Annotated in this window: 22 protein-coding genes; 12 read left to right on the forward strand and 10 right to left on the reverse strand. The window is 70.8% G+C overall.

The annotated features are described in order from the left end of the window. Positions 1-11: 11 nt before the first annotated feature. Both QE374_RS06345 and QE374_RS06350 read left to right on the forward strand, forming a co-directional pair. A complete protein-coding gene (locus QE374_RS06345) occupies positions 12-1181 on the forward strand; it encodes a polysaccharide pyruvyl transferase family protein (protein WP_309733161.1) in 1170 nt (389 codons plus the stop codon). Positions 1182-1222: 41 nt separating this feature from the next. Then, positions 1223-1954 (forward strand): peptidase M23, encoded by a 732-nt coding sequence (locus QE374_RS06350; protein ID WP_309733164.1) that lies wholly within the window; start codon positions 1223-1225, stop codon positions 1952-1954. 76 nt (positions 1955-2030) lie between these two features. Here the strand turns inward: QE374_RS06350 and QE374_RS06355 are convergent, their stop codons facing one another. Further along, on the reverse strand, positions 2031-2189 hold the full coding sequence (locus QE374_RS06355; protein WP_309733166.1) for a hypothetical protein: 159 nt from the start codon (positions 2187-2189) through the stop codon (positions 2031-2033). Positions 2190-2434: 245 nt separating this feature from the next. On the opposite strand from QE374_RS06355, the gene QE374_RS06360 reads away from it, so the two are divergent. From QE374_RS06360 to QE374_RS06370, 3 genes are all read left to right on the forward strand, one after another. Next, positions 2435-2743 (forward strand): hypothetical protein, encoded by a 309-nt coding sequence (locus tag QE374_RS06360; RefSeq protein ID WP_309733168.1) that lies wholly within the window; start codon positions 2435-2437, stop codon positions 2741-2743. A gap of 51 nt (positions 2744-2794) precedes the next feature. Next, positions 2795-4294 carry a sigma-70 family RNA polymerase sigma factor gene (locus tag QE374_RS06365; RefSeq protein WP_309733170.1) on the forward strand — a complete coding sequence of 500 codons (1500 nt, stop codon included), beginning with the start codon at positions 2795-2797 and terminating at the stop codon, positions 4292-4294. Between the two features lie 104 nt (positions 4295-4398). Further along, positions 4399-5973 carry a LuxR C-terminal-related transcriptional regulator gene (locus tag QE374_RS06370; RefSeq protein ID WP_309733172.1) on the forward strand — a complete coding sequence of 525 codons (1575 nt, stop codon included), beginning with the start codon at positions 4399-4401 and terminating at the stop codon, positions 5971-5973. A gap of 16 nt (positions 5974-5989) precedes the next feature. On the opposite strand, the gene QE374_RS06375 is transcribed toward QE374_RS06370, so the two are convergent. Both QE374_RS06375 and QE374_RS06380 read right to left on the reverse strand, forming a co-directional pair. Continuing rightward, positions 5990-6172 (reverse strand): hypothetical protein, encoded by a 183-nt coding sequence (locus QE374_RS06375; RefSeq protein WP_309733174.1) that lies wholly within the window; start codon positions 6170-6172, stop codon positions 5990-5992. Positions 6173-6259: 87 nt separating this feature from the next. Continuing rightward, positions 6260-6973, reverse strand: coding sequence for a hypothetical protein (locus QE374_RS06380; protein ID WP_309733176.1), 714 nt, complete (start codon positions 6971-6973; stop codon positions 6260-6262). A gap of 370 nt (positions 6974-7343) precedes the next feature. On the opposite strand from QE374_RS06380, the gene galU reads away from it, so the two are divergent. Together galU and QE374_RS06390 are read left to right on the forward strand one after the other, a co-directional pair. Next, positions 7344-8234 (forward strand): UTP--glucose-1-phosphate uridylyltransferase GalU, encoded by an 891-nt coding sequence (gene galU / locus QE374_RS06385; RefSeq protein ID WP_309733177.1) that lies wholly within the window; start codon positions 7344-7346, stop codon positions 8232-8234. A gap of 99 nt (positions 8235-8333) precedes the next feature. After that, the gene (locus QE374_RS06390; RefSeq protein WP_309733179.1) at positions 8334-9704 is read left to right on the forward strand and encodes a cell division initiation protein; all 1371 of its coding nucleotides are present in this window, start codon (positions 8334-8336) and stop codon (positions 9702-9704) included. A 165-nt stretch (positions 9705-9869) separates the two neighbouring features. On the opposite strand, the gene QE374_RS06395 is transcribed toward QE374_RS06390, so the two are convergent. After that, positions 9870-10082: a hypothetical protein gene (locus tag QE374_RS06395; protein WP_309733181.1), complete on the reverse strand. Its 213-nt coding sequence runs from the start codon at positions 10080-10082 to the stop codon at positions 9870-9872. Between the two features lie 203 nt (positions 10083-10285). Between QE374_RS06395 and QE374_RS06400 the strand changes: the two genes are divergently transcribed. From QE374_RS06400 to QE374_RS06415, 4 genes are all read left to right on the forward strand, one after another. Next, positions 10286-11368, forward strand: coding sequence for an ATP-binding protein (locus tag QE374_RS06400; protein WP_309733183.1), 1083 nt, complete (start codon positions 10286-10288; stop codon positions 11366-11368). A 334-nt stretch (positions 11369-11702) separates the two neighbouring features. Further along, positions 11703-12401: a TetR/AcrR family transcriptional regulator gene (locus QE374_RS06405; protein ID WP_309733184.1), complete on the forward strand. Its 699-nt coding sequence runs from the start codon at positions 11703-11705 to the stop codon at positions 12399-12401. A 19-nt stretch (positions 12402-12420) separates the two neighbouring features. Next, positions 12421-12750 carry a nuclear transport factor 2 family protein gene (locus tag QE374_RS06410; protein ID WP_309733186.1) on the forward strand — a complete coding sequence of 110 codons (330 nt, stop codon included), beginning with the start codon at positions 12421-12423 and terminating at the stop codon, positions 12748-12750. Positions 12751-12905: 155 nt separating this feature from the next. Next, the gene (locus QE374_RS06415) at positions 12906-16415 is read left to right on the forward strand and encodes an Ig-like domain repeat protein (protein WP_309733188.1); all 3510 of its coding nucleotides are present in this window, start codon (positions 12906-12908) and stop codon (positions 16413-16415) included. A gap of 61 nt (positions 16416-16476) precedes the next feature. On the opposite strand, the gene QE374_RS06420 is transcribed toward QE374_RS06415, so the two are convergent. The 4 genes from QE374_RS06420 to QE374_RS06435 all read right to left on the reverse strand — a co-directional run bounded on the left by QE374_RS06420 (position 16477) and on the right by QE374_RS06435 (position 18996). Next, positions 16477-17517, reverse strand: coding sequence for a hypothetical protein (locus QE374_RS06420; RefSeq protein WP_309733189.1), 1041 nt, complete (start codon positions 17515-17517; stop codon positions 16477-16479). A gap of 85 nt (positions 17518-17602) precedes the next feature. After that, the gene (locus QE374_RS06425) at positions 17603-17767 is read right to left on the reverse strand and encodes a hypothetical protein (protein ID WP_309733191.1); all 165 of its coding nucleotides are present in this window, start codon (positions 17765-17767) and stop codon (positions 17603-17605) included. A 76-nt stretch (positions 17768-17843) separates the two neighbouring features. Continuing rightward, the gene (locus QE374_RS06430; RefSeq protein ID WP_309733193.1) at positions 17844-18506 is read right to left on the reverse strand and encodes an aminotransferase class I/II-fold pyridoxal phosphate-dependent enzyme; all 663 of its coding nucleotides are present in this window, start codon (positions 18504-18506) and stop codon (positions 17844-17846) included. Beyond that, complete coding sequence (locus QE374_RS06435) at positions 18487-18996, reverse strand: aminotransferase class I/II-fold pyridoxal phosphate-dependent enzyme (protein ID WP_309733194.1); 510 nt, start codon at positions 18994-18996, stop codon at positions 18487-18489. Before QE374_RS06435 ends, QE374_RS06430 begins: the two co-directional genes overlap by 20 nt. Before the next feature lie 199 nt (positions 18997-19195). Here QE374_RS06435 and QE374_RS06440 point away from each other — a divergent pair, with 199 nt between their 5' ends. Next, positions 19196-20224, forward strand: a complete 1029-nt coding sequence (locus tag QE374_RS06440; RefSeq protein ID WP_309736639.1) for a TerC family protein — start codon at positions 19196-19198, stop codon at positions 20222-20224. Positions 20225-20245: 21 nt separating this feature from the next. Here QE374_RS06440 and QE374_RS06445 read toward each other — a convergent pair whose 3' ends face one another. Both QE374_RS06445 and QE374_RS06450 read right to left on the reverse strand, forming a co-directional pair. Next, positions 20246-20971, reverse strand: coding sequence for an endo alpha-1,4 polygalactosaminidase (locus tag QE374_RS06445; protein WP_309733196.1), 726 nt, complete (start codon positions 20969-20971; stop codon positions 20246-20248). Positions 20972-21094: 123 nt separating this feature from the next. Beyond that, a complete protein-coding gene (locus QE374_RS06450; RefSeq protein WP_309733198.1) occupies positions 21095-21460 on the reverse strand; it encodes a response regulator transcription factor in 366 nt (121 codons plus the stop codon). Positions 21461-21487: the final 27 nt, after the last annotated feature.

The following is a 21487-nucleotide window of genomic DNA, read 5'->3' on the forward strand; positions in this document are numbered from 1 at the left end:
CCGGAGCCCGCGTGAGCGTTCTTGCCATCGGCGATGTCGGCGTCGTCGACGATCTGTTCCATGTCGGCGACGAGGCGATGTTCGACGCCGCCGTGGTCGAGCTGCGCCGTCGCGGCATCGACACGATCGGCATCTCATCGAGCCCCGGCGAGACCAGCGAGCGGTACGGGATCGACGCCGTCGACCGGCTGGGTTTCGCGGGGCTCGATCGCGACGCCGCGGCCCGCCGGGCCGAGCAGTTGGTGGCCGCGGCGACCGGGGGCACCGAGCTCACCGCCGACGACGCGGCCCAGGGCGTCCTCGACGCGCTCGGTACGGTCACCGGCGTGCTGCACACCGGCGGCGGCAATCTCGCCTCCCGGTGGCCGGTGCACATCTATGAGCGCACGACGCTCACGCAGATCGCGGCCGCCCGCGGGCTGCCGGTCGCCTTCAGCGGCCAGACCTTCGGACCCGACCTGATCGCCGATGACGAGATCCGGCTGCGTGCGGCGCTCGCTGCCTCCGCTCTCATCGGCGTTCGCGAGGGCGCCACCGACACGCTCGTGCGCTCCTGGGAGCTGGAGCCTCGACGGCAGGTCGACGACGCCTCGTTCCTCGACGCGCCCGCCGTCGTCCCGGCATCCGGTCCGCTGCTCGTGAGCCTGTCGGGCTGGTACGCGCACCGCCCGTCGGATGCGGTCGACGCGGCCCTGGCCCGCATGATCGACACGGCCGCCGAGGCCACCGGCGCACCCGTCGTCTTCCACGCGCACTTCGGCCCCCTCGCCGACGGCGACGTGCGCGGAGACGTCGTGGTGCACGAACGCGTCCGCGCCCGGCTGCACAGCCCCAGCAGGCTGGAGACCACGGCGGACACGGCGCACGCGGTGGCACTCGCGCGCTCCGCACGCCTGCTCATCAGCTCGCGCTATCACCCCGTGGTCTTCGCCGCGCCGTCCGGGGTGCCGGTGCTGGCCCTCGCGGCAGACGAGTACACGCGCATCAAGCTCACCGGCGCGCTCGAGCCCTGGGCCCAGGACGGCGTGATCGACATCGACGACGCCGCCGCCGCATCCGCCCTGCTGCCCTCCCTGATCTCTCGCGCCGCGTCCCTGCGCGGCGCGGCGGCCGAGCGGTTCGACGCGCACCGCTCGCGGGCGTCGCAGTGGTGGGACGACGTGGCGGCGGCCCTCGGCTGAGCCCGGGCAAAACTCCAGGCGCGCCCTCTACTCTGACCGCGATGTCACGACGCCCCTCGGCCCCCAGGCGCCGCCCGCCCGCCCGGCGACCCCCGCGTCATCGGCGCGCCCGTTCCTCGCGGCGGCGGGGCGTGCGCGGCGGGCTCATCGCCGCCGTCGTCCTCCTCGTCGCGGCCCCGCTCGTGCTGGTGGTGGGCCTGATCGCCGCGGGCAGCGCAGCGATCAGCGCGTTCGACGCCGACGACCGGATCGACATCGGCAGCGACCACGCGCCGCGGCCGCCCGGCATCGCCGAGCCGGGCATCGCCGGCTACGGTTCGAGCCAGCTCGCCAACGCGTGCACGATCCTCGCGGCGGGACGCGATCTCGGCTTCGACGAGCGCGATCAGACCATCGCGATCATGACGGCGATGGGCGAGTCCTCACTGCGCAATCTCGACTACGGCGACTGGGAGACGAGCGGCGTCACCAATCCGGACGGATCGCCGACGACCTCGATCGGACTGTTCCAGCAGCAGGATTCGTGGGGCACCCGCGAGGAGCGGCTCGATCCGTACACCGCCGCGACGATCTTCTTCCGCGCGATGGCCGAGCGGGTGCCGGATCGGGCGTCGCTCGATCCCACGCAGGTCGCGCACGAGACGCAGGTCAACGCCGACCCGCTGCATTACGCGCGGTTCTGGGATCGCGCGCTGCGCGTCGTCGCGGCGTTGAACGGCGCGCCGCACGAGGGCGACCGCACCGACGGCATCACACTCTGCCCCGCGGTGTGACACGCGCGGCCGCGGCGTCGGCGTTTCGTCTCACTGCGTTCGCTCAACGACCGGACGAACGCGCGAGCCGGTTTGGCTATGCCTGTCGTCGGATGAAACGCATGAGCGCGGCGATGATCCCGATGATGAGGATGACCAGCCCGATCCAGAGCAGGAACTTCACCGCTTCCACGAACACGCCGAGCAGCAGCAGAACGATTCCGACGATGACCAAGAGAACAGCGATTCCGACCATGTCTTCAGTGTGCGTTGCGGCTCGTGCTCACGTGGGGCCCTTGACGAACGCCGCGGCACCGGGCATGGCCGCCCGGATCCGGCGCTGCTCGTGTCGGTTGAGCAATTCCGTGTAACCGCGTCACGATCGGGCCGATCCCGCATCTCTCAGACATGCACCCCGCGCACACCGAGTTCACCGTTCCGCCCCGTCGCGCATGGCGGCGTTGGTTGCCGCGGCGAACGACAGGCTCCACGGCGAGGATCGTGCCCGATCGGATCGTGATCCGCGGGCCGCTCGTGCACATCTACCACGGGCAGGACACGGCGATCTGGCGGCGGGGACTCGTGGGCTTCTGCGTCCCGCGGGCGGGCGATGCCAGGATGGGCCGACGCCTTCGGCGCTGCATCCTGGTGACGGTCCTGGGGGCCGGCCCCTGCATCCTGGACGGCCGGGCGTTCACCGATGACGCGTTCGCCGATCTCGTGCGTCATCTGCGCAACTTCGAGTCCATCGGCGATTCTGCACAGAATGCGTGGGACCTCCACCCATCGCTCGGCGAGGCCCTAGTCTGAGAAGACCCGAAGATGAGAGCTTTCTCACAAAGCCCGAAGACCCGAAGACCCATGCCCGAGCTGTCTGACGACGATCTCGTCGAGCGCGTCCGCGCGAACGACTCCCGCGCCTACGGCGAGTTGTGGCTGCGCCATTCCGCCGCCGCCCACGCCGTCGCGCGCGCGTTCACCTCCCTCGACCCCGACGACGTCGTCGCCGAGGCCTTCACCCGGATCCTCGCCGCGATCGGACGCGGCCAAGGCCCCGTCATGGGCTTCCGCCCGTATCTGCTGACCGCCGTGCGCAACGTCGCCGCGGAGTGGGGCTCCCGCCAGGTCAAGGCGGACACGATGGATCTGGAGGATGCGGCCGGTGCCGCATCGGTGGATGCGGAGCACTCCGCGCTGTCCGCCCTCGAGCGCGGGACGACCGCCAATGTGTTCCGCAGCCTGCCCACGAGATGGCAGGAAGCGCTCTGGTACAGCGAGGTCGACGGACTCAAGCCGCGGCAGTTCGCGCCGCTGATGGGGCTGGCCCCCAATGCCGCCTCCGCACTCGTGATCCGCGCCCGCCGCGGGTTCCGAGACGCGTGGGTCACGGCGCAGCTGCGCAATCCGAGCGGTCCGGACTGCCACGAGACGCTCCCCCTGCTGGGCACACACACCCGAGGCGCACTCTCGCGACGCGACGCCCGACGCGTCGACGCCCACCTCGCCACCTGCACCGGATGCGCGCTCGCATGGAGCGAGGCCCGCGACGTCGCGTCACGACTCGCCCTCGTGCTCATCCCGCTCGTCGTGGGTGTCTCGGCGACGGCCAGCTACGCCGCGTGGGCGCAGTCCGGCGGCGCACAGGCTGCCGCCGTCGCTATGGCGGCGGGCGGCGGACAGGCCGCATCGAACGCGAGCGGCGGACTGCTCGGGTTCCTGCGTCCACGCGGAGCCGGACGCAGCTCCTGGCAGGTCACCGCCGTCGTCGCCGTCTCCGCGGTCGCCGTCGTGGCCGGTGGCGTGGCGTGGGCCGCGACCGGCGGTCTCGGCGGCTTGCTCTCACCGCCCGCCCCCGCTGCGATCGCGCCGGCAGACACCGCCGCCGAGTCGACGACGACACAGGAGGCACCGGAGGCCTCGATCCCTGAGATCGACGTCACCCCGGATGCCTCCGCCATCCCGACGAGCGCGCCGACCCCGGAGCCGACGCCGCAGACCACCCGCACCCCCCGCGCGACGCCTCCTCACGCACCCGAGGCGCCCGCACCGGTTCCTTCGGTCGCCCCCACCCGCCCCTCACCTTCGACCACCCCCGCACCGAGCCCGACGACCGCGGCTTCGCCTTCGCCTTCGCCTTCCCCCTCTCAATCACCCTCGCCTTCGCCGAGCCCCACCGCGTCGCCCTCACCGACACCGACGCCGACGCCGAGCGCATCACCATCACCATCACCGACCGCGTCACCGACGCCGACCGTGTCGCCCTCGCCCTCGCCCTCGCCGTCGCCGTCGCCGACCGGGCCCACGGAACCGACGGAACCGGGATGCCCGTGGCCCTGGGGCTGGTTCTGCTTCCCGTTCTGATCGAACAATCTCGGAAATCGCGTCACGAAACCACGTGAGACGCATCTCTCCTGGCAGGAAACGCGATCCCCGCGTCACCGCAGACCCGAGAGGCCACGCAGATCGTGAGCGACGTCACCCGTGAACCGCAGCGCGCCCTGAACAGCGCCGTCGAGGACGAGGATTGGGATCGCGTGACCGCGCTGATCGCCGAGCACTGGTCGGCCCTCATCCTCGACGACGCCCCCGCGCTCCTGCGCGCGCTGGAACGGCTCCCGGCAGCCACGCTCGCGGCGCAGCCCCGCTACCTCGCCGCGCGCACCTACCTGCGTCACCTCACCGATGGCGCAGACAGGGTGCACCGCTACCGGCACTCCACCTTCGAACGGCCGACCGCGCTGCTCGACGTGCTCGTCGAGCACACGAGCCGGGCGGCCGCTGAGCGCAGCGCCGGGCACGTCGCTGCGGCCGTCGCGCACGTCGAACGGGCGCGCGACGCGCTCCGCAACGCCTCGACAGAGGCGTCGGAGACCGCCCAGTCCGCTCTTCCCCACCTGCACGCCCAGTGGGCGCGGGTCCGCGAGTTCGCCGGGCAGATCGAGCAGGCCGTCACCGAGTACCAGGATGCGTACGATCTCGCCGTGCTGCTGGAGGACGACCTCATCCGCGCATCGGCATCAGCCTCACTCGCCGGCATCCACGCGCTCGCGGGACACAGCTCCGCGGCCGCCTACTGGTCGCGCATCGCCGCGCCCGCCACCCTGGGAACGGCCGCGGCGAAGTACGGGGTGCCGGCACGCATCGCCCAGGCGCTGCGCGAGCACGACCGACTGCACCTCGATGCGGCGCAGCGCACGCTCGCCGCGATCGATCCCGCGACGTTCGGGGAGTATTGGACCCACGTGCTGCACGCGAAGGCGCGGATCACGTCCGCGGAGGATGCGTCCGCCCTGCTCACCGAGATCGATGTCGCCGCCGCCGCGCACCCGGGTCCGCTGAGCGAGGCCGGCTTGGCCGGAGAGCTGCTGGCGTGCGCACGGATCGACCTGTTGCTGCGGCGGGGCGACGTCCTGCGCGCGACAGCCGTGCTCGAGCGCGCTGAGGACGCGCTCGCCCGTGGGTCGCGCGTCGACGGATTCGACCTGTGGCCCGCGGAGCCGGGCCACCTCACGCTCGCGCGGGCGCGCGTGGAGTCCGCATCCGGTCAGCATCGTCGCGCTCTCGCCACGCTCACCCCGCTCGTGGAGCACGCAGGAGCCAGCCCTCGGCTCCTCATCGAGACCCTGATGACGGCTGCCACGGCCTGCCTGCATCTCGAAGAGCCCGAGAACGCCGCCGGGGCGGTGCGTCACGCCCTGCGCCTCGCCCGCGAGTACGATCTCGCCGGCAGCCTGTCGACGGTCGGGCGCCGCGACTTCATCCGGTTGACCGAGGCGGCGGCAGTGGGCGGCGACGATCTCGTCCTCCTCGTCCAGCGGAGCGCCCGATTCCCCGACGCGACGTCGGCACCGCAGCTGACCGCTCGGGAGCGCGCGGTGCTGCGGGAGCTCGCCACCGGCGCCACCACCGCCCAGATCGCGGAACGACTGTTCGTCAGCCCCAACACCGTCAAAACGCAGCTGAGCAGCGCCTACCGCAAGCTCGGCGTCGCCTCCCGCAAGGAAGCGGAGGCCGCCGTCCGGCGGCTCGGACTGACGTGAACGACAGCGGGACCCGTCAGCGACCCATGACCTGTGCGAGCACCCACCCACCGGCCAAGACGAAAGGAGCCGCCGCGGCGACCGCCACCAGGCCGATCACGCCGATCCAACCGAGCACGACGAGCGCCACTGCGGACCCGCCACCGCTCCGGCGCAGCGGCGGGTGGAGGGACAGCGTGCGGAGGTTCTCGGTGGTCATGGCTCAAGCCTGGCGACTCACTGCACGCCTCACATCCGCCGGGAGGATGTTTCACATCCTCCCCGAGGACTATTCACCCGATGCCGCTCACACCGCCCGCGGCATCGTGCCCCGCCATGGGCGTCGGGTCGGAGCAGGGGCGGCCTGGAACGCCGCCTCGACCCAGCTCTCGAGCTTCCAGGTGGGCACACGGAAGATCCGTGCGACGAGTACGACCGGATGCCCCGCCTCGACCACCGCGGCGACGGCGAATTGCTGCAGCGACTCGAACGAGCGCCCCGCGAGCACGCCGCGGCGGAGGTCGTCGAAGGACCGCGGCGTCCGACTCGGCGCGGACGCCGCGGGGGGCGCGGAAGCGGGCGTCTGTGCGCGTGGAGCAGGCTGCACGAACGGCGCAGCGCGAAGAGGGTATCTCGCCGGGTAGCTCGGCTGAACAGAGGGTCCGGGGGCGGCGGCGCGCACGGGCCCGGACGACGGGGGGCCCGCGACGCCGAGGTACCCGACCGGCGGCTCCCAGAGTTCGGGGACCTCGAGCGGCACGTAGCCCGCGGGAGAGAGCTGCGGAGCGGGCGGAGCGGTGAAGGTCGACGGAGCGGGCGCAGCGGCGGGTACCGGTCTCGTGAAGGGCGCGCGCGGGGGCGCCGCCCGCTCGAGCGCGGGACGCTCCGCGATCGCCGGATGCGGTTCCTCCGCACTGTCGGGCACGCGCGCCATCCGCATCGCCACCACGACGAGGGCAGCGATCGCGACGGCAGCGACGACGAGGACGGGGTTGTCGCGTGCCCAGACGATCAGGTCCATGACGCTTCCTCTTCCGCTGCGGCACCCGAGCATGACAGGCCGGGTCGTGCCGCGTTCAGAGGGGGTCGGGGTGGCCCATCAGACGTGACACATGAGGTGTACAGGGGAAGACTACTCCCCCGCCCGGTCCGGGCACGGATCTGATGCGATCGATGTCGAACCGAGATGAGCGGTGGGCCCCGGATGTTCGGGACCGGGACCCACCGCGCAAGAGCCTTCGCGGGGACCTTGCAGCGCCATCATGGCGGTGGGAGTGGGGCGCATGCTCTGCGGATCGTGTGATTTCGCCCGACGATTCACCCCTTCGCGGACGCGAAGAACTGCTCAACCGGAAACACCGCGTTCACGAAGGATCCCTAGTGTTCGGCGCATGGCACACGCACCGATCAAGGCCGTCATCCCCGCAGCGGGACTCGGTACCCGCTTCCTTCCCGCGACGAAGGCGATGCCGAAGGAGATGCTGCCTGTCGTCGACAAGCCCGCGATCCAGTACGTCGTCGAGGAGGCGGTCGCCGCGGGCAGCGACGATGTGCTGGTCATCGTCGGACGCAACAAGAATGCACTCGCCAACCACTTCGACCGCGTCGCGGAGCTCGAGCACACGCTGGAGCGGAAGGGCGACGCCGCCAAACTCGAGAAGGTCATGCAGGCCAGCCGTCTCGCCGATGTGCACTTCGTGCGTCAGGGCGACCCGCTCGGACTCGGTCACGCCGTGCTGCGCGCCCGCAAGCACGTCGGACACGAGACCTTCGCCGTTCTGCTCGGCGACGACCTCATCGATGCCCGCGACGTGCTGCTCGCGCGCATGATCGAGGTTTCCCAGGCACGCTCGGCGACCGTCGTCGCGCTCATGGAGGTCGATCCGTCTCAGATCCACCTCTACGGCTGCGCGGCTGTCGCCCCCACGGCGGAGGACGACGTCGTGACCATCACGGGCCTCGTCGAGAAGCCGTCGGCCGCCGATGCGCCGAGCAACCTCGCCGTCATCGGACGCTACGTGCTCAAGCCCGAGATCTTCGACGTGCTCGAGGAGACCGCACCGGGCAAGGGCGGCGAGATCCAGCTCACCGATGCGCTCGAGGCGCTGGCCGAGGACGAGAGCATCGGCGGACCGGTTCTGGGCGTCGTCTTCCGCGGTCGCCGCTATGACACGGGCGACCGCCTCGACTACATCAAGTCCAATGTGCAGCTCGCCCTCGATCGGGACGACCTCGGTCCCGAGCTGGCTCAGTGGATCAAGGAACTCGCCACCACCCTCTGAGAGCGGCGTCGGCACTCACAACGGAGAATCACATCGCCCATCGATAGACGAGAACGGGCAGAGTAGAAGAACACACCCGAACCCTCCGGAAGGCACGGCATGAGCGACGCGCGCCCAGACTCCCCCGACGACTCGCAGGCGGGCTCCAGCCCGTTCGACGAGCTGATGCGCCCATCCTCGGGTGACGAAGGCAGTACGTTCTCGGTCGGATTCCGGGGCTACGACCGCCACGAGGTCGATGCGGCCATCTCCGAGCTGACGAATCGCCTGCAGCGCACCACGGCGGAGCTCGGCACGGCCGAGGCCCGCCAGCGAGAGACCCTCGACCGGCTGCGCGAGGAGCAGCAGACGGAGATCGAGCGACTGGTCGCCGAGACCGAGGAGTCGGTGAGCCGGGCGCGCGAAGAGCAGCGCGAGCAGACGGCACGTCTGGAGGCCGATCTGCAGACGGCGACGGCGCAGATATCCGAGGCCGAAGCGCGCATCGCCGCCCTGACCGCACAGCTCGTCGAACGACCCGAGGGCGAAGAAGGGCCGGAGAGCTCGGTGTCGGATTCCACCGACCCGTCGACGCGCGACCAGTTCGAGGCCGTTCTGCGCGTCGCCGAGGAGCAGGCCGGCCTCATCGTGCAGAACGCCGCCGCACAGGCGGAGCGACTGCTCGAGGCCGCGCGGGAGGAAGTCGCGACCCAACGCGCCCAGGCGCAGGCGGACATCTCCCGCATCCAGGCGCAGGCGCAGCACGATGCCGACCAGGTGCGCCTGCGGATCGACACCGAGTACACCGCGCACGAGGCGACCGTCCAGCGCGAAGCGGCGCATGCCGCCGAGAAGCTCGCACAGGCCGAGCGAGAGGCCGAGACCATCCGCTCGGAGGCGGAGAAGGGTGCCGCCGCGCTGCGGGCCATGGTGACGCGCGAGACCGCGCAGTTGCGCAGCGACACCGAGCGCGACGTCCGCGAGATGAACGCACGACTGCTGGAGTTCGAGGAGACTCTGACGCGTCGTCAGGACGACGCGCAACAGGAGTTCCTGGTGCTGCACAACCAGGCCGTCGCGCACGCCGAGCGCATCACCTCTGACGCGAACGACCAGGTCGCCGCATCCCTCGAGCACGCGCAGCGCATCTCGGCGAAGGCGGACGACTACGAGAAGCTCATGCGGGCTCAGGCCGCGCAGATCGAAGCGGACGCGCACGTGCGGGCGCAGGAGAACCTCGACCGCGCGCGCACCAAGGCGCACAAGATCGTGTCCACCGTCATCGATCACTCGACCGCCGTCCTGCGCGATGCCGAGGACCGGACCCGCGCGCTGCGCTGGCAGCAGCAACAGCTCACGAGCTTCATGTCGGAGGTTCGGGAGCTCATCCGCCCTGAGGGGGTGCTCGGTGCGACGGCCGGCGCAGGCGGGTCGACCCCCGAAGAGGGACGCGGTGACGACTCTCAGGAGGATGACGGCCAACACGGTTGAGCGGAAATGCTCATATCGATGAATCGCCTGTGTTCCATGTGATTGAATTCACCTGAGTGGTCGCTCCCCGCGAAGGCCCGGCCACTCGCACCCGAGCTGGGGCCATGGCCAGATGCTCATACCCCCTCCCCGGCACCGCCGAGGAGGGGGTTCTGCGTCTGGCGATCAACGCGTGAGCATCGCGGCCGCGACGAGGGCGATGACGCCGCCGGCGAGCAGGGCGACACCGATGTAGAGCGACCAATGCGGACGCTGCGAGAGCTTGCGGTGCAAGCGGCGACGGCGGCGGGCGCGTGCCTTCGCCTCGCGGTCGCGCACGGCCGTCTCACGGGGTCCGGCGCTCGAGCGATATTCTGAGCGCGAGTACGGTGCCTGCATGCGTCCTCCCAAGGACTGAACGGATGGAGCTGGACGACCGTCGAGATGCCGGAGCATCAGAGTCGGGAGCCCCCTCATCCGCCGGCCTTTCCCGAAGATACCCACGCATGTTTTCCCGCAGGTTGCGGCTGAGTACTTTTCCGTCGCTCGATCACGGCACTCTCCCGGCGGCGGGCAGAATGCGACAAAGGAGAGAGGCCGCGATGGGCGCATCGGCAGGTGGGGGCTTCTCCGTCGACGACGGACTGCTCGACCACCTCGACACCGGGATCGCGATCTTCGACCCCGAGGGTCGTCTGCGCGCCGCCAACGCCCCCGCGTACCGATACGCGCGGCTGCAGGGGGTGGACCTGGACGATCTCGACCTGGCGCGCTCCCTGCGCGAGAGCCCGCCCGGATTCGACATCGACGACGCCCCCTTGCGAGTGGACCAATCCGTCATCCTCGCCGCGACCGAAGGCCGCGAGGCGCAGCGCACCGTGTGGGCCGGCCCCGTCGACCGCCGGCGAGCGCTGCGCAAGTCGTCCCATCGGATCATGTCGGCTTCGACGGGGCTCGAGGGAACGGCGCTCATCACACGGGATGTGTCACGACGCGCTCACCACGACCGGCTCCCGTACGACTTCCTGGCCTCGACCTCCCACGAACTGCGAAACCCGCTGACCCCGATCGTGGGACACCTGGAACTGCTCACCGACGACATCGAGCGTGGCGTCCCCAGCGCAGCACTGCGGCTCGAGATCCTGCGTCGCAACGTCGACCGGATCGTCCACCGCCTCGACGAGCTCCTGCTGCTCGAGCACCTCACTCCGCGGCTCGTCCTCGCCGAGTGCGATGCCGCTCGCATCGTCGAGGAGGCGGTCGCCGCACGCGCCTCGGATGCGTCCGAATACGGCATCCACATCCTCGTCGACGTCACCCCGGCTCAGGTCAGCGCGGATGCGGGGCGCCTGCAGATGGCCATCGAGGCGCTCATCGGCAACGCCGTCCGGTTCGGCCCGCGCGGCTCCACGGTCACGGTGGCGCTGAGCTCTGACCCCTCCGCGGGACGGATCGACATCACGGTCATCGACGAGGGACCCGGCTTCCGGCCGTCCGAACTCGCCAGGGTCTTCGAACCCTTCCACCGCGGTCGCGACGCGCGGGCCAACGCGGTGCCCGGCCTCGGTCTCGGTCTCGCCGTCTCACGCGCGATCGCGCACGCTCACGGCGGCGCCATCGACATCGTCAGCGAGCCGGGATCGGGGGCGGTCGTCACGCTCTCCCTGCCCGTCGACCATCGGTGAGGGCATTCTCACGGCCCTGCTCTTCCGCCCCGACGACCCTGCGTGGTTTACTCCTTCCGAGCGCCCGCTCCCCGCGAAGGCCCGAGCGCTCGCACTCCGTAACGGCCCCTCGCCACCGCCGGCGAGGGGCCGTTCCTCTGCCAGGGCGACGGCGGATGCGTCCGCAATTCATACGTTTCACATAATCGAAACACAGACCGCACCCCTGAGGCGGCTCGTTCCCCTAGCGTGAGCGGAGTGAATCGCCCGGTTCACTCCGTCCCCCGGAGCACGACGATGTCTTGGCGCCTGCTTGCACCCTCGCACCGACCGAGGTACGCACTAGGGTGGGGCCGTGCCGAACCCGACCGACGGATCGCGCGGCAGGCTTCTCGATGCCGCCGAGGCGCTGCTCCGGGAAGACCCCGACCGGTCGCTGTCGGTGCGCGCGGTGTGTTCCCGCGCCGGCGTGCAACTGCCCACGTTGTACCACTTCTTCGAGAGCAAGCAGGGGCTGATCGACGCGCTCGTCGAGCGCGGTTTCGAGCGCTTCGCGCGTCTGCTCGACGAGATCCCCTCCCCGTCGGCGACAGGGTCGCCGGCCGCGATCTGGGATGCCCATCTCGCCTTCGCCGTCGAGCATCCGGCACTCTTCGCCTTGATGACCGGACACGTCCGTCCCGGCTCACCGCGCGGCGGAGACGACATCGCGAGCGCGGCCGTCCTGCGCCTCCTGCGCGAGGACGCTGCAGCGGGCGGGCTCGCCGTCTCGGCGGACGAGGCCGCGTGGCGGCTCAGGACAGCGGCGACGGGAGCCGCCCTCGCCGCCATCGCGGACCCTGCCTCCTGCGCGCATTACGCGGGTGCGGCGCGCGACGCGCTGGTCTCGGCCATGACGCGCTCCGCAGACCGGTCGTCCCCGCCCGCAGCGATCGGCGCGCACGCCGGCGCGCTGCAGGCGGCCCTGGCGGGCACCGGCGCGCAGGTGCTGGAGCCCGCCGAGCGCGCGCTGCTCGAGCTGTGGCTGGCGCGGTTGTCTCTGCCGCCCAGGTGACACCACTCGGCGGCGGCCGATGAGCCCCGCGGCTGCGGGCTGGTTCGCCGCCCTGTCCGCAGGCGACATCACGACGCTGTCGACGCTGCTCGCTCCGGAGGCGGAACTGATCGGCCCGGACGGTCGGCGCGTACGCGGCAGCGCTCCCGTCATCCGCTGGCTCATGGATGCGGCCTCGCCCGCCGACGCCCGGCTGCACGTCGGCACCGTCACACACGCGCACGGCATCGCCGCAGCCACCCTCTGCGTGGAGATCCTGCTGTCCGGCGGGCAGCATCGGACCGAGCGCGGGGTCATGGCGGTGACGGTAGGAAGACGAGGGGTCCGTCGCGTCGTGATCGACGACTGAGTTCTCTACAACAGTGATACATAACTGCATGTAACGGTTAAGTTTTGTTTCCATCCGGTTTCCCCGCCCGCATCGCGCGGATGCGATCCCTAGCCTCGGACGCGGACCGCCCGGATAGCGGTTCGACCCGACACCCTTCCTCGCATCGAAGAACCGTGAGAACACGTCTGTCCTCGCGCGCTCGATGGCTCGCCCTCACCGCGACCATCGTCACGCCCGTCATCGCCCTCACCTGCGCGCCATCCGCTGCGCTCGCCTCCCCGTCCGACGCCCCCCTCGCCTCTGGCGAGGACTGGGCGATCACCCGGGCGCCGGGCGGATACCTCGTCACGGTCGATCTCGACGAGCCGCTGCCCATCGTCAGCGATGCGCCGACCCTCGTCGCCGACGGGGAGACACTCGGATTCGCCACCGAATCCGCCGACGGGCTCTCACTCAGCCTGTTCACGACGGATGCGAGCGTGACCCGCGCCGCCGACATCGACAAGGGCTGGGCATCCGCCGACACCGACAAGGCGGCCGAACAACCCGCCCCCGAACGCGTCGACGAGCCGACGAACGACGAGCTCGTCGAGCAGATGAGCCGGATGGCGCCGCTCGCCGCGACCGCCGACCCCGCCGATGCCGGTGCATACGCCGTCACCGAGGCCGAGTACGACTTCGGAGACCGCGCCGTCCCCCTTGCAGGGATCTCCGGCATCCGCGGCGAGATGACCGGGAAGATGTATCTCACCGACGCACCCGGCGAGCGCCCGACGGTCATCCTGCTGCACGGCCGCCACACCTCCTGCTCGACAGGTACCGCGAATCCGCTGCGGTGGCCCTGCGGCCCCAACCAGGTCAACGTGCGCAGCTACCAGGGCTATGAGGGCACGGGACGCGCGCTCGCATCCCACGGCTACAACGTGCTCTCCATCGCCGCGAACGCCGTGAACTCCAACGACAACCAGCTGGCGCTGGACTACGGCGCCCAGGCGCGCGGCCAGCTCATCCTCGACACTCTCGGCATGCTCGAGAAGGCGAACTCCGGAGCCGCCGTCTCCTTCGAGGACGTCTCGTGGCCCGCGGACGACGCGACCGTGACCCGCACCTCGCGCACGCTCGACGAGGCGCTCGTCTACGCGACCACCCGTCGCGACGCTCCTGCTGCGCCGGGCGGCGTGAACGCCGCATCGCTCGTGGGCCGCTTCGACCTCGACACGGTCGGGATCATGGGCCACTCCCGCGGTGGCGAGGGTGCGACCTCTGCGGTCACCCTCAACCAGGGTCTCGCCGATCCGTACGGCATCGTCTCGGTCCTGCCACTGGCACCCGTCGACTTCGGCCGCATGACGGTCCCTGACGTGCCCATGGCCGTCTTCCTCCCCTACTGCGACGGTGACGTCAGCAACCAGCAGGGCCAGCACATGATCGACGACTCGCGCGGCGCCTTCGGCGACGACGTGTTGCGCTCCGCCGTGTGGGTCATGGGCGCGAACCACAACTTCTTCAACACCGTGTGGACGCCGGGCATGTACCCCTACGCGACAGGCGACGACTGGAGCACGAGCGACCGCACCTCCTCCTGCCGCACGGCGGATCCGTCACGTCTCACCTCCGCACAGCAGTACCAGGTCGGCGTCTCGTACATGACCGGGTTCTTCCGTCTGACGATGGGCGGCGAGACCCAGTTCCAGTCGCTGTTCGACGGCTCCGCGACTCCGTCGACGACCGCCACCTCCTACGCCGACGTGCGCATCATGGCGTCGCAGCCGAGCTCGGCGACGACGATGCTGACCGACTTCACACGCAGCAGCACCCTGGTGCGTACGGCGGGCAATGCCTCGGCGCAGGTCTGCGCGAACGCGGAGACGGCATCCTCGATCGCTCCGTCCGTGCCGTACTGCACCCCGCGCACGGTCGGCACCGCCCGCGTGCCCCACTGGACCCCGGTGCGCTTCGGACTCAACGTGCCCGCCTACCCCGTCACCCGCGTGACGTGGACCGGTTCGACCACGAACCCGGCAGCGGTCAGCAACGGGCAGCTGCTGATCACGGTGCCCGAGGGATCGCGCAACGTGTCCTCGCGGACGCAGCTCACGCTCAAGGCGGCACCGGATCTGTCGGTCACCAGCGGCACCGACTTCACGATCACGGTCGCCGACGGATCGGGTCACACCTTCACCCGCACCGCGTCGGAGATCAACCCGTTCGCCGTGAACCGCCTGCCCGGCGGCACGCACACCTCGTTGAACAAGATCGTGCTGCAGCAGCTGACGATCCCGACGGCGGAGATGACCGACATCGATCTGACCGACGTGCGCGAGGTGCGCATCGGCGCCGGCGTGGGCGCCGACGCCACGGGCGCCGGAGGCCTCTACCTCTCCGACCTCGCCTTCGACACGCCCACATCCGCCCCCGCGAAGGTCGCGACCCGCACCACGGTCAACGTGGCCGGCACGGTCGTGGAGGAGGGCACGGCCGCCGACACGAGGGAGATCGCCGTCTACCTGAACCGTCCCGAGTCGTCGCCGGTCACCGCGTGGGTGAGCTTCGTGCCCACCTCCGGCCCCGTCTCCGCGGCCGTCCAGGGCGTGCGCTTCGCTCCGGGCGAGACGTGCACGGTCGTCGAGGTGCCGATTGCCGGCAACGTGCAGCCTTCGACGACCCCGTCGACCGCGATCACGGTCAGCGCGACGAACACGACGGGCGCGGTCATGGGCGCGAGCGCGTTCAACACGCTCATCGTCCGCGAGGACGACGGCGTGACCGGTTCCCTGCCGGCCCTGCCGGAGGCGGGCGTGCAGGGCGACGCGTGCGCCGAGTTCGAGGCGTCCCGCACCGCGGGCTCGCTCACCACGTCGGGGACCGAGCTGGCCCCGGGCGCGGAGCTGACGCTCACCGCGGCCGGCTACCGCGCCGGCGAATCGGTGCGCTTCACGTTCGCCGGCGAGGACGCGGCCACGGCGACGGCCGCCGCCGACGGAACCGCGTCGGCGACGTTCACGATCGCGGAGGACCAGGCCCTGGGCTCCCAGACGGCGAGCGCGCTCGGTGCGGGCTCGGCGCGCCTGCAGGAGGCGACGGTCGACGTCCTCGCTCCCACGACGACGTCACTCTCGCTCGCCGAGGGAGCCTCGCTCGTCGAGGGCGCGGAGCTGACCTTCCTCGCGAAGATCGAGGGTGTCGAGACCAGCGGGACCGTGACCTTCACCGACGGTGGCGCGGCGAGCGGGGGCGCGGGATCCACCGCTCCGACCGCTGCCGCGGGTGCCCTGCTGGGCAGCGTCGACGTGGTGGACGGCGTCGCGCGGCTGACGCTGCCGGACGGCCTGTCGGCAGGCTCGCACGCGGTCGTCGCCGTGTTCGGCCGCACCGCGACCGCCGCGGAGTCCCGTTCCGAGGCGCTCACGTTCACGATCGCCGCGGCGCCCGTGACCGAGGAGCCCGGCACCGGCGGCGAGACCCCGACGCCCGGCACCGGCGGCGAGCCGTCCACGCCCGGCACCGGCGGCGAGCAGCCCATCGCGGGAGCACCGGGCGCGGCTCCCGCGGACCGCGGTGACCTCGCCCTCACCGGTGGGGAGATCGCGAGCTGGGCGCTCCTGGCCGGCGGCGGACTGCTGCTGTTCGGGGCCGCTCTGGTGATCGCCCGCAGACGAGCGGGAGCGCGCGCGGACTCCTGACGTCAGCGAAGAGGGGCGTCGCCGATCAGGCGGCGCCCCTCTTCGCGCTCTGCCGGCGGATTCACGCCTGCGCGATGACGACGGCCAGCACGACGTCGGACTCGACCGTCGTGGCGGCGACCTCGAGGTCGGGGACGTAGGTCTCGCGGAGCCGATCCGAACTCTGCGCGAACCGCTGTCGGAGTTCGTCAGCCGCAACCTCCGGCGTCGCGACAGCGCAGACCATGGCCACTCGACCGGGCCCGATGAGTCCCACCTCGGCCTCGTCCGCGAGCATGCGCGTGCAGGCGTCGACCAGCGCCGTGTTGACCTCGTCGATGTACTCCTGACCGAACGATTCGCGGATCAGCTCCAGCTCGTCCACGGTCGCCACCCGCCAGGAGACGGCGCCGTGCTCGGCGAGGATCGCCCTGGCGCGGGCGGCCAGACGGTCTCGCGTGCCCACCTGCTGCACCCGGCGGCTGGCTCGCTCGTCGCGGGCGGCGGCGAGCACCCCGAAGGCCAGGAGGATCACCGCGAGCACCCCCGCGATCGTGGTGGGGCCGGTGGCGAAGTACTGCGCATAGACCCCGTCGTACAGACCGTCGATCGCCAGGAAGACCACGCGGCCGACGGAGTAGAGCGCGTAGCCGATCATCGTCGCCGCGATCGCCAACGTGCCGCTCGTGGCCCGTGCGCGGCCGACCCGCGCCTCGATCGCCGTCAGCGCGCAGCCCACGATCAGCAGCAGGATCTTGATCCCCGACGAGACCGTCTCCGACAGCAGGATGCTGCACACGAACATCCCGACGCCGCCCGCGATCACGGCCCACAGGCGCCACTGCCGCCTCTCGTTGAGCGCTCCGACCGCCACCCACAGCAGGGCCGGCGCCAGCACCATCGCGGCGTCGCCGGCGGCGAGGGTCCATACCGCGTGCTCGAAGGAGAAGTAGATGACGTACAGCAGGCTCGAGAAGACGGCGAACACCGCGGAGGCGGTGGCGATCCCGAGAAAGGATCCCGAACGATAGGAGGGGCCCCTCACCCAGAGGAAGGCCGCGAGGACGACGAACGTCGCCACGATGCTGACACCCACCAGGGGCAGGCCGGTCATCGCGTTCATGGCCGTCCCTTCCGCCGCAGGATGAGAACGCCATGCTACGCGGGGGCGGCTCGGGCGTCAGCCGAAGACGGAGAACCCCGTTGTCTCACCGCCGGCGCAGCGGCCGGAAACTGGGGATGGGGATCGGCTTGCTGATCGGGCTCGCCGGCTCGGGCGCCGAAGCGCCGAAGCGCTCCTCGAACTCCCGCCGCACGTCATCCTCGAAATAGTCCGCGTCGTCGCGGAGATCGTCGTGCTCCTTGATACTCATGACCGCCTCCTGCTGCGATCACGGTAGGTCGACGGAGGGGGCATGCCACGGGGGTTGCGGATCCGCGACGACCCGTCTACTCACGCGCGCTCGCGCCCATTGCGGCGACCGCGTCCGCGAGCAGCGGCCGGGGCATCGCGAGCACGAGCCGGAGGAAACCGGGGGCCGCGCACAGCGCACCGTCGGTCAGCACGACCCCCGCGCGCTCGCGGAAGAAGTCGGCGGGCGCGTCCGGCAGCGCGAGCTCGCGCGCGTCCAGCCAGGCGAGGTAGGTGCCTTCAGGTGGCGTGTAGCGCACCTCGGGCAGGTGCTGGGCGAGCAGCTCACCCAGCAGCATCCGGTTGCCGTCGAGGTACTCGATCGTCTCTGCGAGCCAGGACTCCCCCTCCTCGTATGCGGCGATGGATGCGACCACGCCGAGGGTCGAGGCGCCGTGCACGTGGGCGAAACCCACGCGCCGGTAGATGTCGTCGTCGTTCTGGTTCGAGGTGATGAGCTGTGCCGCCTTCACGCCCGGGATGTTCCACGCCTTCGACGCACTCGTGCCGGTGACGGTGTGCGCGGCGGTGGCCTCGGAGAGCGAGGCGTACGGCACGTGCGTGGCACCGCCGTACCGCAGCGGCGCGTGGATCTCATCGGCGAAGACCCGGCCGCCGTGACGTTCGACCACATCGGCGATCCAGCCGAGCTCATCCCGGGTCAGGACGGAGCCGGTCGGATTATGCGGGTTGCACAGCACGAGCGTGCGCGCGCCGGCGGAGAAACGCGGCGTCGATGCCGTCGATGTCGTGCTCCCAACGCCCGGACACCACGCGGCCCGGCACCGGGATCACCGGGTGCCCGATCGCAGGCAGATACGTGAGGAACGGCATATAGGCGGGCGTGGGCACGATCACGGGTGAACCGGCCGGCGCGAACGTGCGGACCGCGACGCCCAGCGCCGCCATCACGTCGGCGACGGGGTGCACGCGCTCGGACGCGATGCGCCACCCGTAAGCGCGCCGCATCCAACTCGCCGTGGCGAGCGCCATCCGCTCGGCGAGCGCCGGCGACAGATACCCGAGTGTCTCCTCCTCGACCGCCCGGTGCAGCGCAGCGCTCACCACCGGCGCCGTGCCGAAGTCCATCTCAGCCACCCACGCGCCGATCTTGCCCGGATGCAGGCTCCACTTCCGACTCTCCGGGCGATCGAGCATCTCGCGGCCGCGTTCGTCGTAGGGATGCGTCACAGATCCGACGCTACCGGTGGCGTGCATCCGACGTGCCCGGGATGCCGTATTCTGTCATTCAAGCAAGGGGAGTACTCCCGCTCGCGGTCGGCTCGTCAATACGGATCCAACGTCGGATCCCGGGCCGCCGGTCCCGACCAGCATCGGGGCGGAGGAGACCTTGGCGTCATGACCGTACGCCCACCCCTTGGAGTTCTCCGTGAACGTCACCCCCGCCATCTGGCTCATCACGATCGCGATCACGATCGCCTTCTTCGTCTTCGAGTTCTTCGTGCACGTGCGCAAGCCGCACGCTCCCACCATCCGCGAATCCGCCGTCTGGTCGGTCTTCTACATCGGCCTGGCGCTGCTGTTCGGGGTCGGGATCGGCATGGTCTCGGGCTGGACCTTCGGCGGCGAGTACTTCGCGGGATACCTCACGGAGAAGGCGCTGTCGATCGACAACCTCTTCGTCTTCCTCATCATCATGACGGGCTTCGCCGTGCCCAAGGAGTACCAGCAGAAGGTGCTCATGATCGGCATCGTGATCGCGCTCATCATGCGCGGCGCGTTCATCGCGCTGGGCGCGACCCTCATCGAGAACTACTCGTGGGTGTTCTACATCTTCGGCGCCTTCCTGCTCTACCTGGCCTGGCAGCAGGCGTTCTCGAGCCACGAGTCCGATCCCTCGAACGGGCGGATCGTCCGTTTCGCGCGCCGCATCCTTCCGGTGCATGACCAGTACCACGGCGACCGGCTCACCGTGAAGATCGACGGCAAGCGCTTCGTCACCCCGATGCTCCTGACCATCGTCGCCGTGGGCTTCATCGACCTGGTCTTCGCACTCGACTCGATCCCCGCGATCTACGGCCTCACGCAGGAGGCGTACATCGTCTTCACCGCGAACGCCTTCGCTCTGATGGGCCTGCGCCAGCTCTTCTTCCTCATCGGCGGCCTGCTCGAGCGCCTCGTGTACCTGGCGCAGGGCCTCGCCGTCATCCTGGCCTTCATCGGTGTGAAGCTCGTCTTCCACGCACTCCACGTCAACGAGCTGCCGTTCATCAACGGCGGCCGGCACATCGAGTGGGTCCCCGAGATCCCGATCTGGTTCTCGCTGCTGTTCATCGGCGCGACGATCGCGGTGGCCACCGTCGCGAGCCTGCTGAAGACCCGCAACGACCGGCTGAAGGCCGACCGCGACCGGGTGCAGGGCCGCCCCGTCGCCACCGCCGAGGTCGACGAGCACTGAGCTCGCGGGTGCGACGCCGCGTCAGAGCGGGCAGGTCTCGAAGGCGTAGTCCGCATCCCCCGGCGTCGTGAGGTCGCGATCGCGCAGCACGAGGGATGCGGGTATCGCCGCGTCGGCGCACAGCTCATCGAACGGCCGGTCGATCGCGTCGGTGTACTCGATCGCGACCACGGCGTCGCCGTAGACGTCGGTGTAGGCCGCGCACTCGTCGTAGTACGCGCACTCCTCCACCACGGCGAAGTCGAAGCCGGCCTCGGCGCGCAGACGCCCCGCATCCTCCGCCGCGTTCTTCTGACCCGCCGCAAGGCCCGCGCGATGCGCCCGCTCGACGAGCAGCGTCGCGAGCGCGAGGTTGTGGTCGACGGTGAGGAGATCGCCGGAGCGGGTGTAGGTGTCGAGGTTGTCGAACTCGACCGCCGCGTAGCCCGCCGCCGCACAGTCGTCGATCCACTCTCCGACGCGCGCCGCGATGGCCTGACGAGCCTCGTCCGACCGGGTGTCGAGGAGCGCTTCGTCGGGCCAGTCGGGATCCATCACGTCCGCACCGTCCCGCCGCAGGACGAGCTCGTCGGGCCACTCGTCGCGCTCGCCCGGCTGCGTCTGGAAGGCGTTGAGGTAGCAGATCGAGTACACGCCGGGCGCGGGCGCGGCCGTGCGGTCACGGGCGACGATCCCCACCCGCGGATCCGGCGGATACGCGCCGCCGAGCTGATAGTCGGCGGGCGTTCCGGCGGGCGGCGACCACATCACCGACCCGGGGCTCTGGCCCGAAGCCGACTCGCTCGCACACCCGGCCATGGCGGCGAGGCGCGACAGCGATCGCGCCGGCGGCGAGCACCCGCACCGGCGCGGACGCAGCGCGGCGGCTCGTCATGAGGCGAGCAGGGCCCCCACCCGTGCGACGAGCTCGCGCGGCGAGAAAGGCTTCGTCATGAAGTCGTCCGCGCCGGCCGAGAACGCGCGCGCGATGTCCTCGTCCTGCGCCCGAGCGGTGAGCATCATGATGCGCGTGCTCGCGAATGACGCATCGCCGCGGAGCTCTGCACACACCTCCAGACCGGTGCGGTGGGGCATCATCCAGTCCAGGATGACGAGGGAGGGACGCGCGTCACGCGCGGCGACGAGACCCTGCTCACCGTCGGGGGCCACCGCGACCTCGTGTCCCGAGGCCGCCAGGCGATGCTGGATCAGCTGCGCCACGTCGGCGTCGTCTTCGACGACCAGAATGCTCGCCACGGCCGCCACCTCCTCGCGACCCTTGTC

The organism is Microbacterium sp. SORGH_AS_0428 (assembly GCF_031453615.1).
Classification (GTDB): Bacteria; Actinomycetota; Actinomycetes; order Actinomycetales; family Microbacteriaceae; genus Microbacterium.

Coding starts and splice junctions, on each gene's coding strand:
- QE374_RS06350 (WP_309733164.1), top strand. CDS start 1,223: ATGTCACGACGCCCCTCGGCCCCCAGGCGCCGCCCGCCCGCCCGGCGA.
- QE374_RS06355 (WP_309733166.1), bottom strand. CDS start 2,189: ATGGTCGGAATCGCTGTTCTCTTGGTCATCGTCGGAATCGTTCTGCTG.
- QE374_RS06365 (WP_309733170.1), top strand. CDS start 2,795: ATGCCCGAGCTGTCTGACGACGATCTCGTCGAGCGCGTCCGCGCGAAC.
- QE374_RS06375 (WP_309733174.1), bottom strand. CDS start 6,172: ATGACCACCGAGAACCTCCGCACGCTGTCCCTCCACCCGCCGCTGCGC.
- QE374_RS06380 (WP_309733176.1), bottom strand. CDS start 6,973: ATGGACCTGATCGTCTGGGCACGCGACAACCCCGTCCTCGTCGTCGCT.
- galU (WP_309733177.1), top strand. CDS start 7,344: ATGGCACACGCACCGATCAAGGCCGTCATCCCCGCAGCGGGACTCGGT.
- QE374_RS06390 (WP_309733179.1), top strand. CDS start 8,334: ATGAGCGACGCGCGCCCAGACTCCCCCGACGACTCGCAGGCGGGCTCC.
- QE374_RS06395 (WP_309733181.1), bottom strand. CDS start 10,082: ATGCAGGCACCGTACTCGCGCTCAGAATATCGCTCGAGCGCCGGACCC.
- QE374_RS06400 (WP_309733183.1), top strand. CDS start 10,286: ATGGGCGCATCGGCAGGTGGGGGCTTCTCCGTCGACGACGGACTGCTC.
- QE374_RS06410 (WP_309733186.1), top strand. CDS start 12,421: ATGAGCCCCGCGGCTGCGGGCTGGTTCGCCGCCCTGTCCGCAGGCGAC.
- QE374_RS06420 (WP_309733189.1), bottom strand. CDS start 17,517: ATGAACGCGATGACCGGCCTGCCCCTGGTGGGTGTCAGCATCGTGGCG.
- QE374_RS06425 (WP_309733191.1), bottom strand. CDS start 17,767: ATGAGTATCAAGGAGCACGACGATCTCCGCGACGACGCGGACTATTTC.
- QE374_RS06445 (WP_309733196.1), bottom strand. CDS start 20,971: ATGTGGTCGCCGCCCGCCGGAACGCCCGCCGACTATCAGCTCGGCGGC.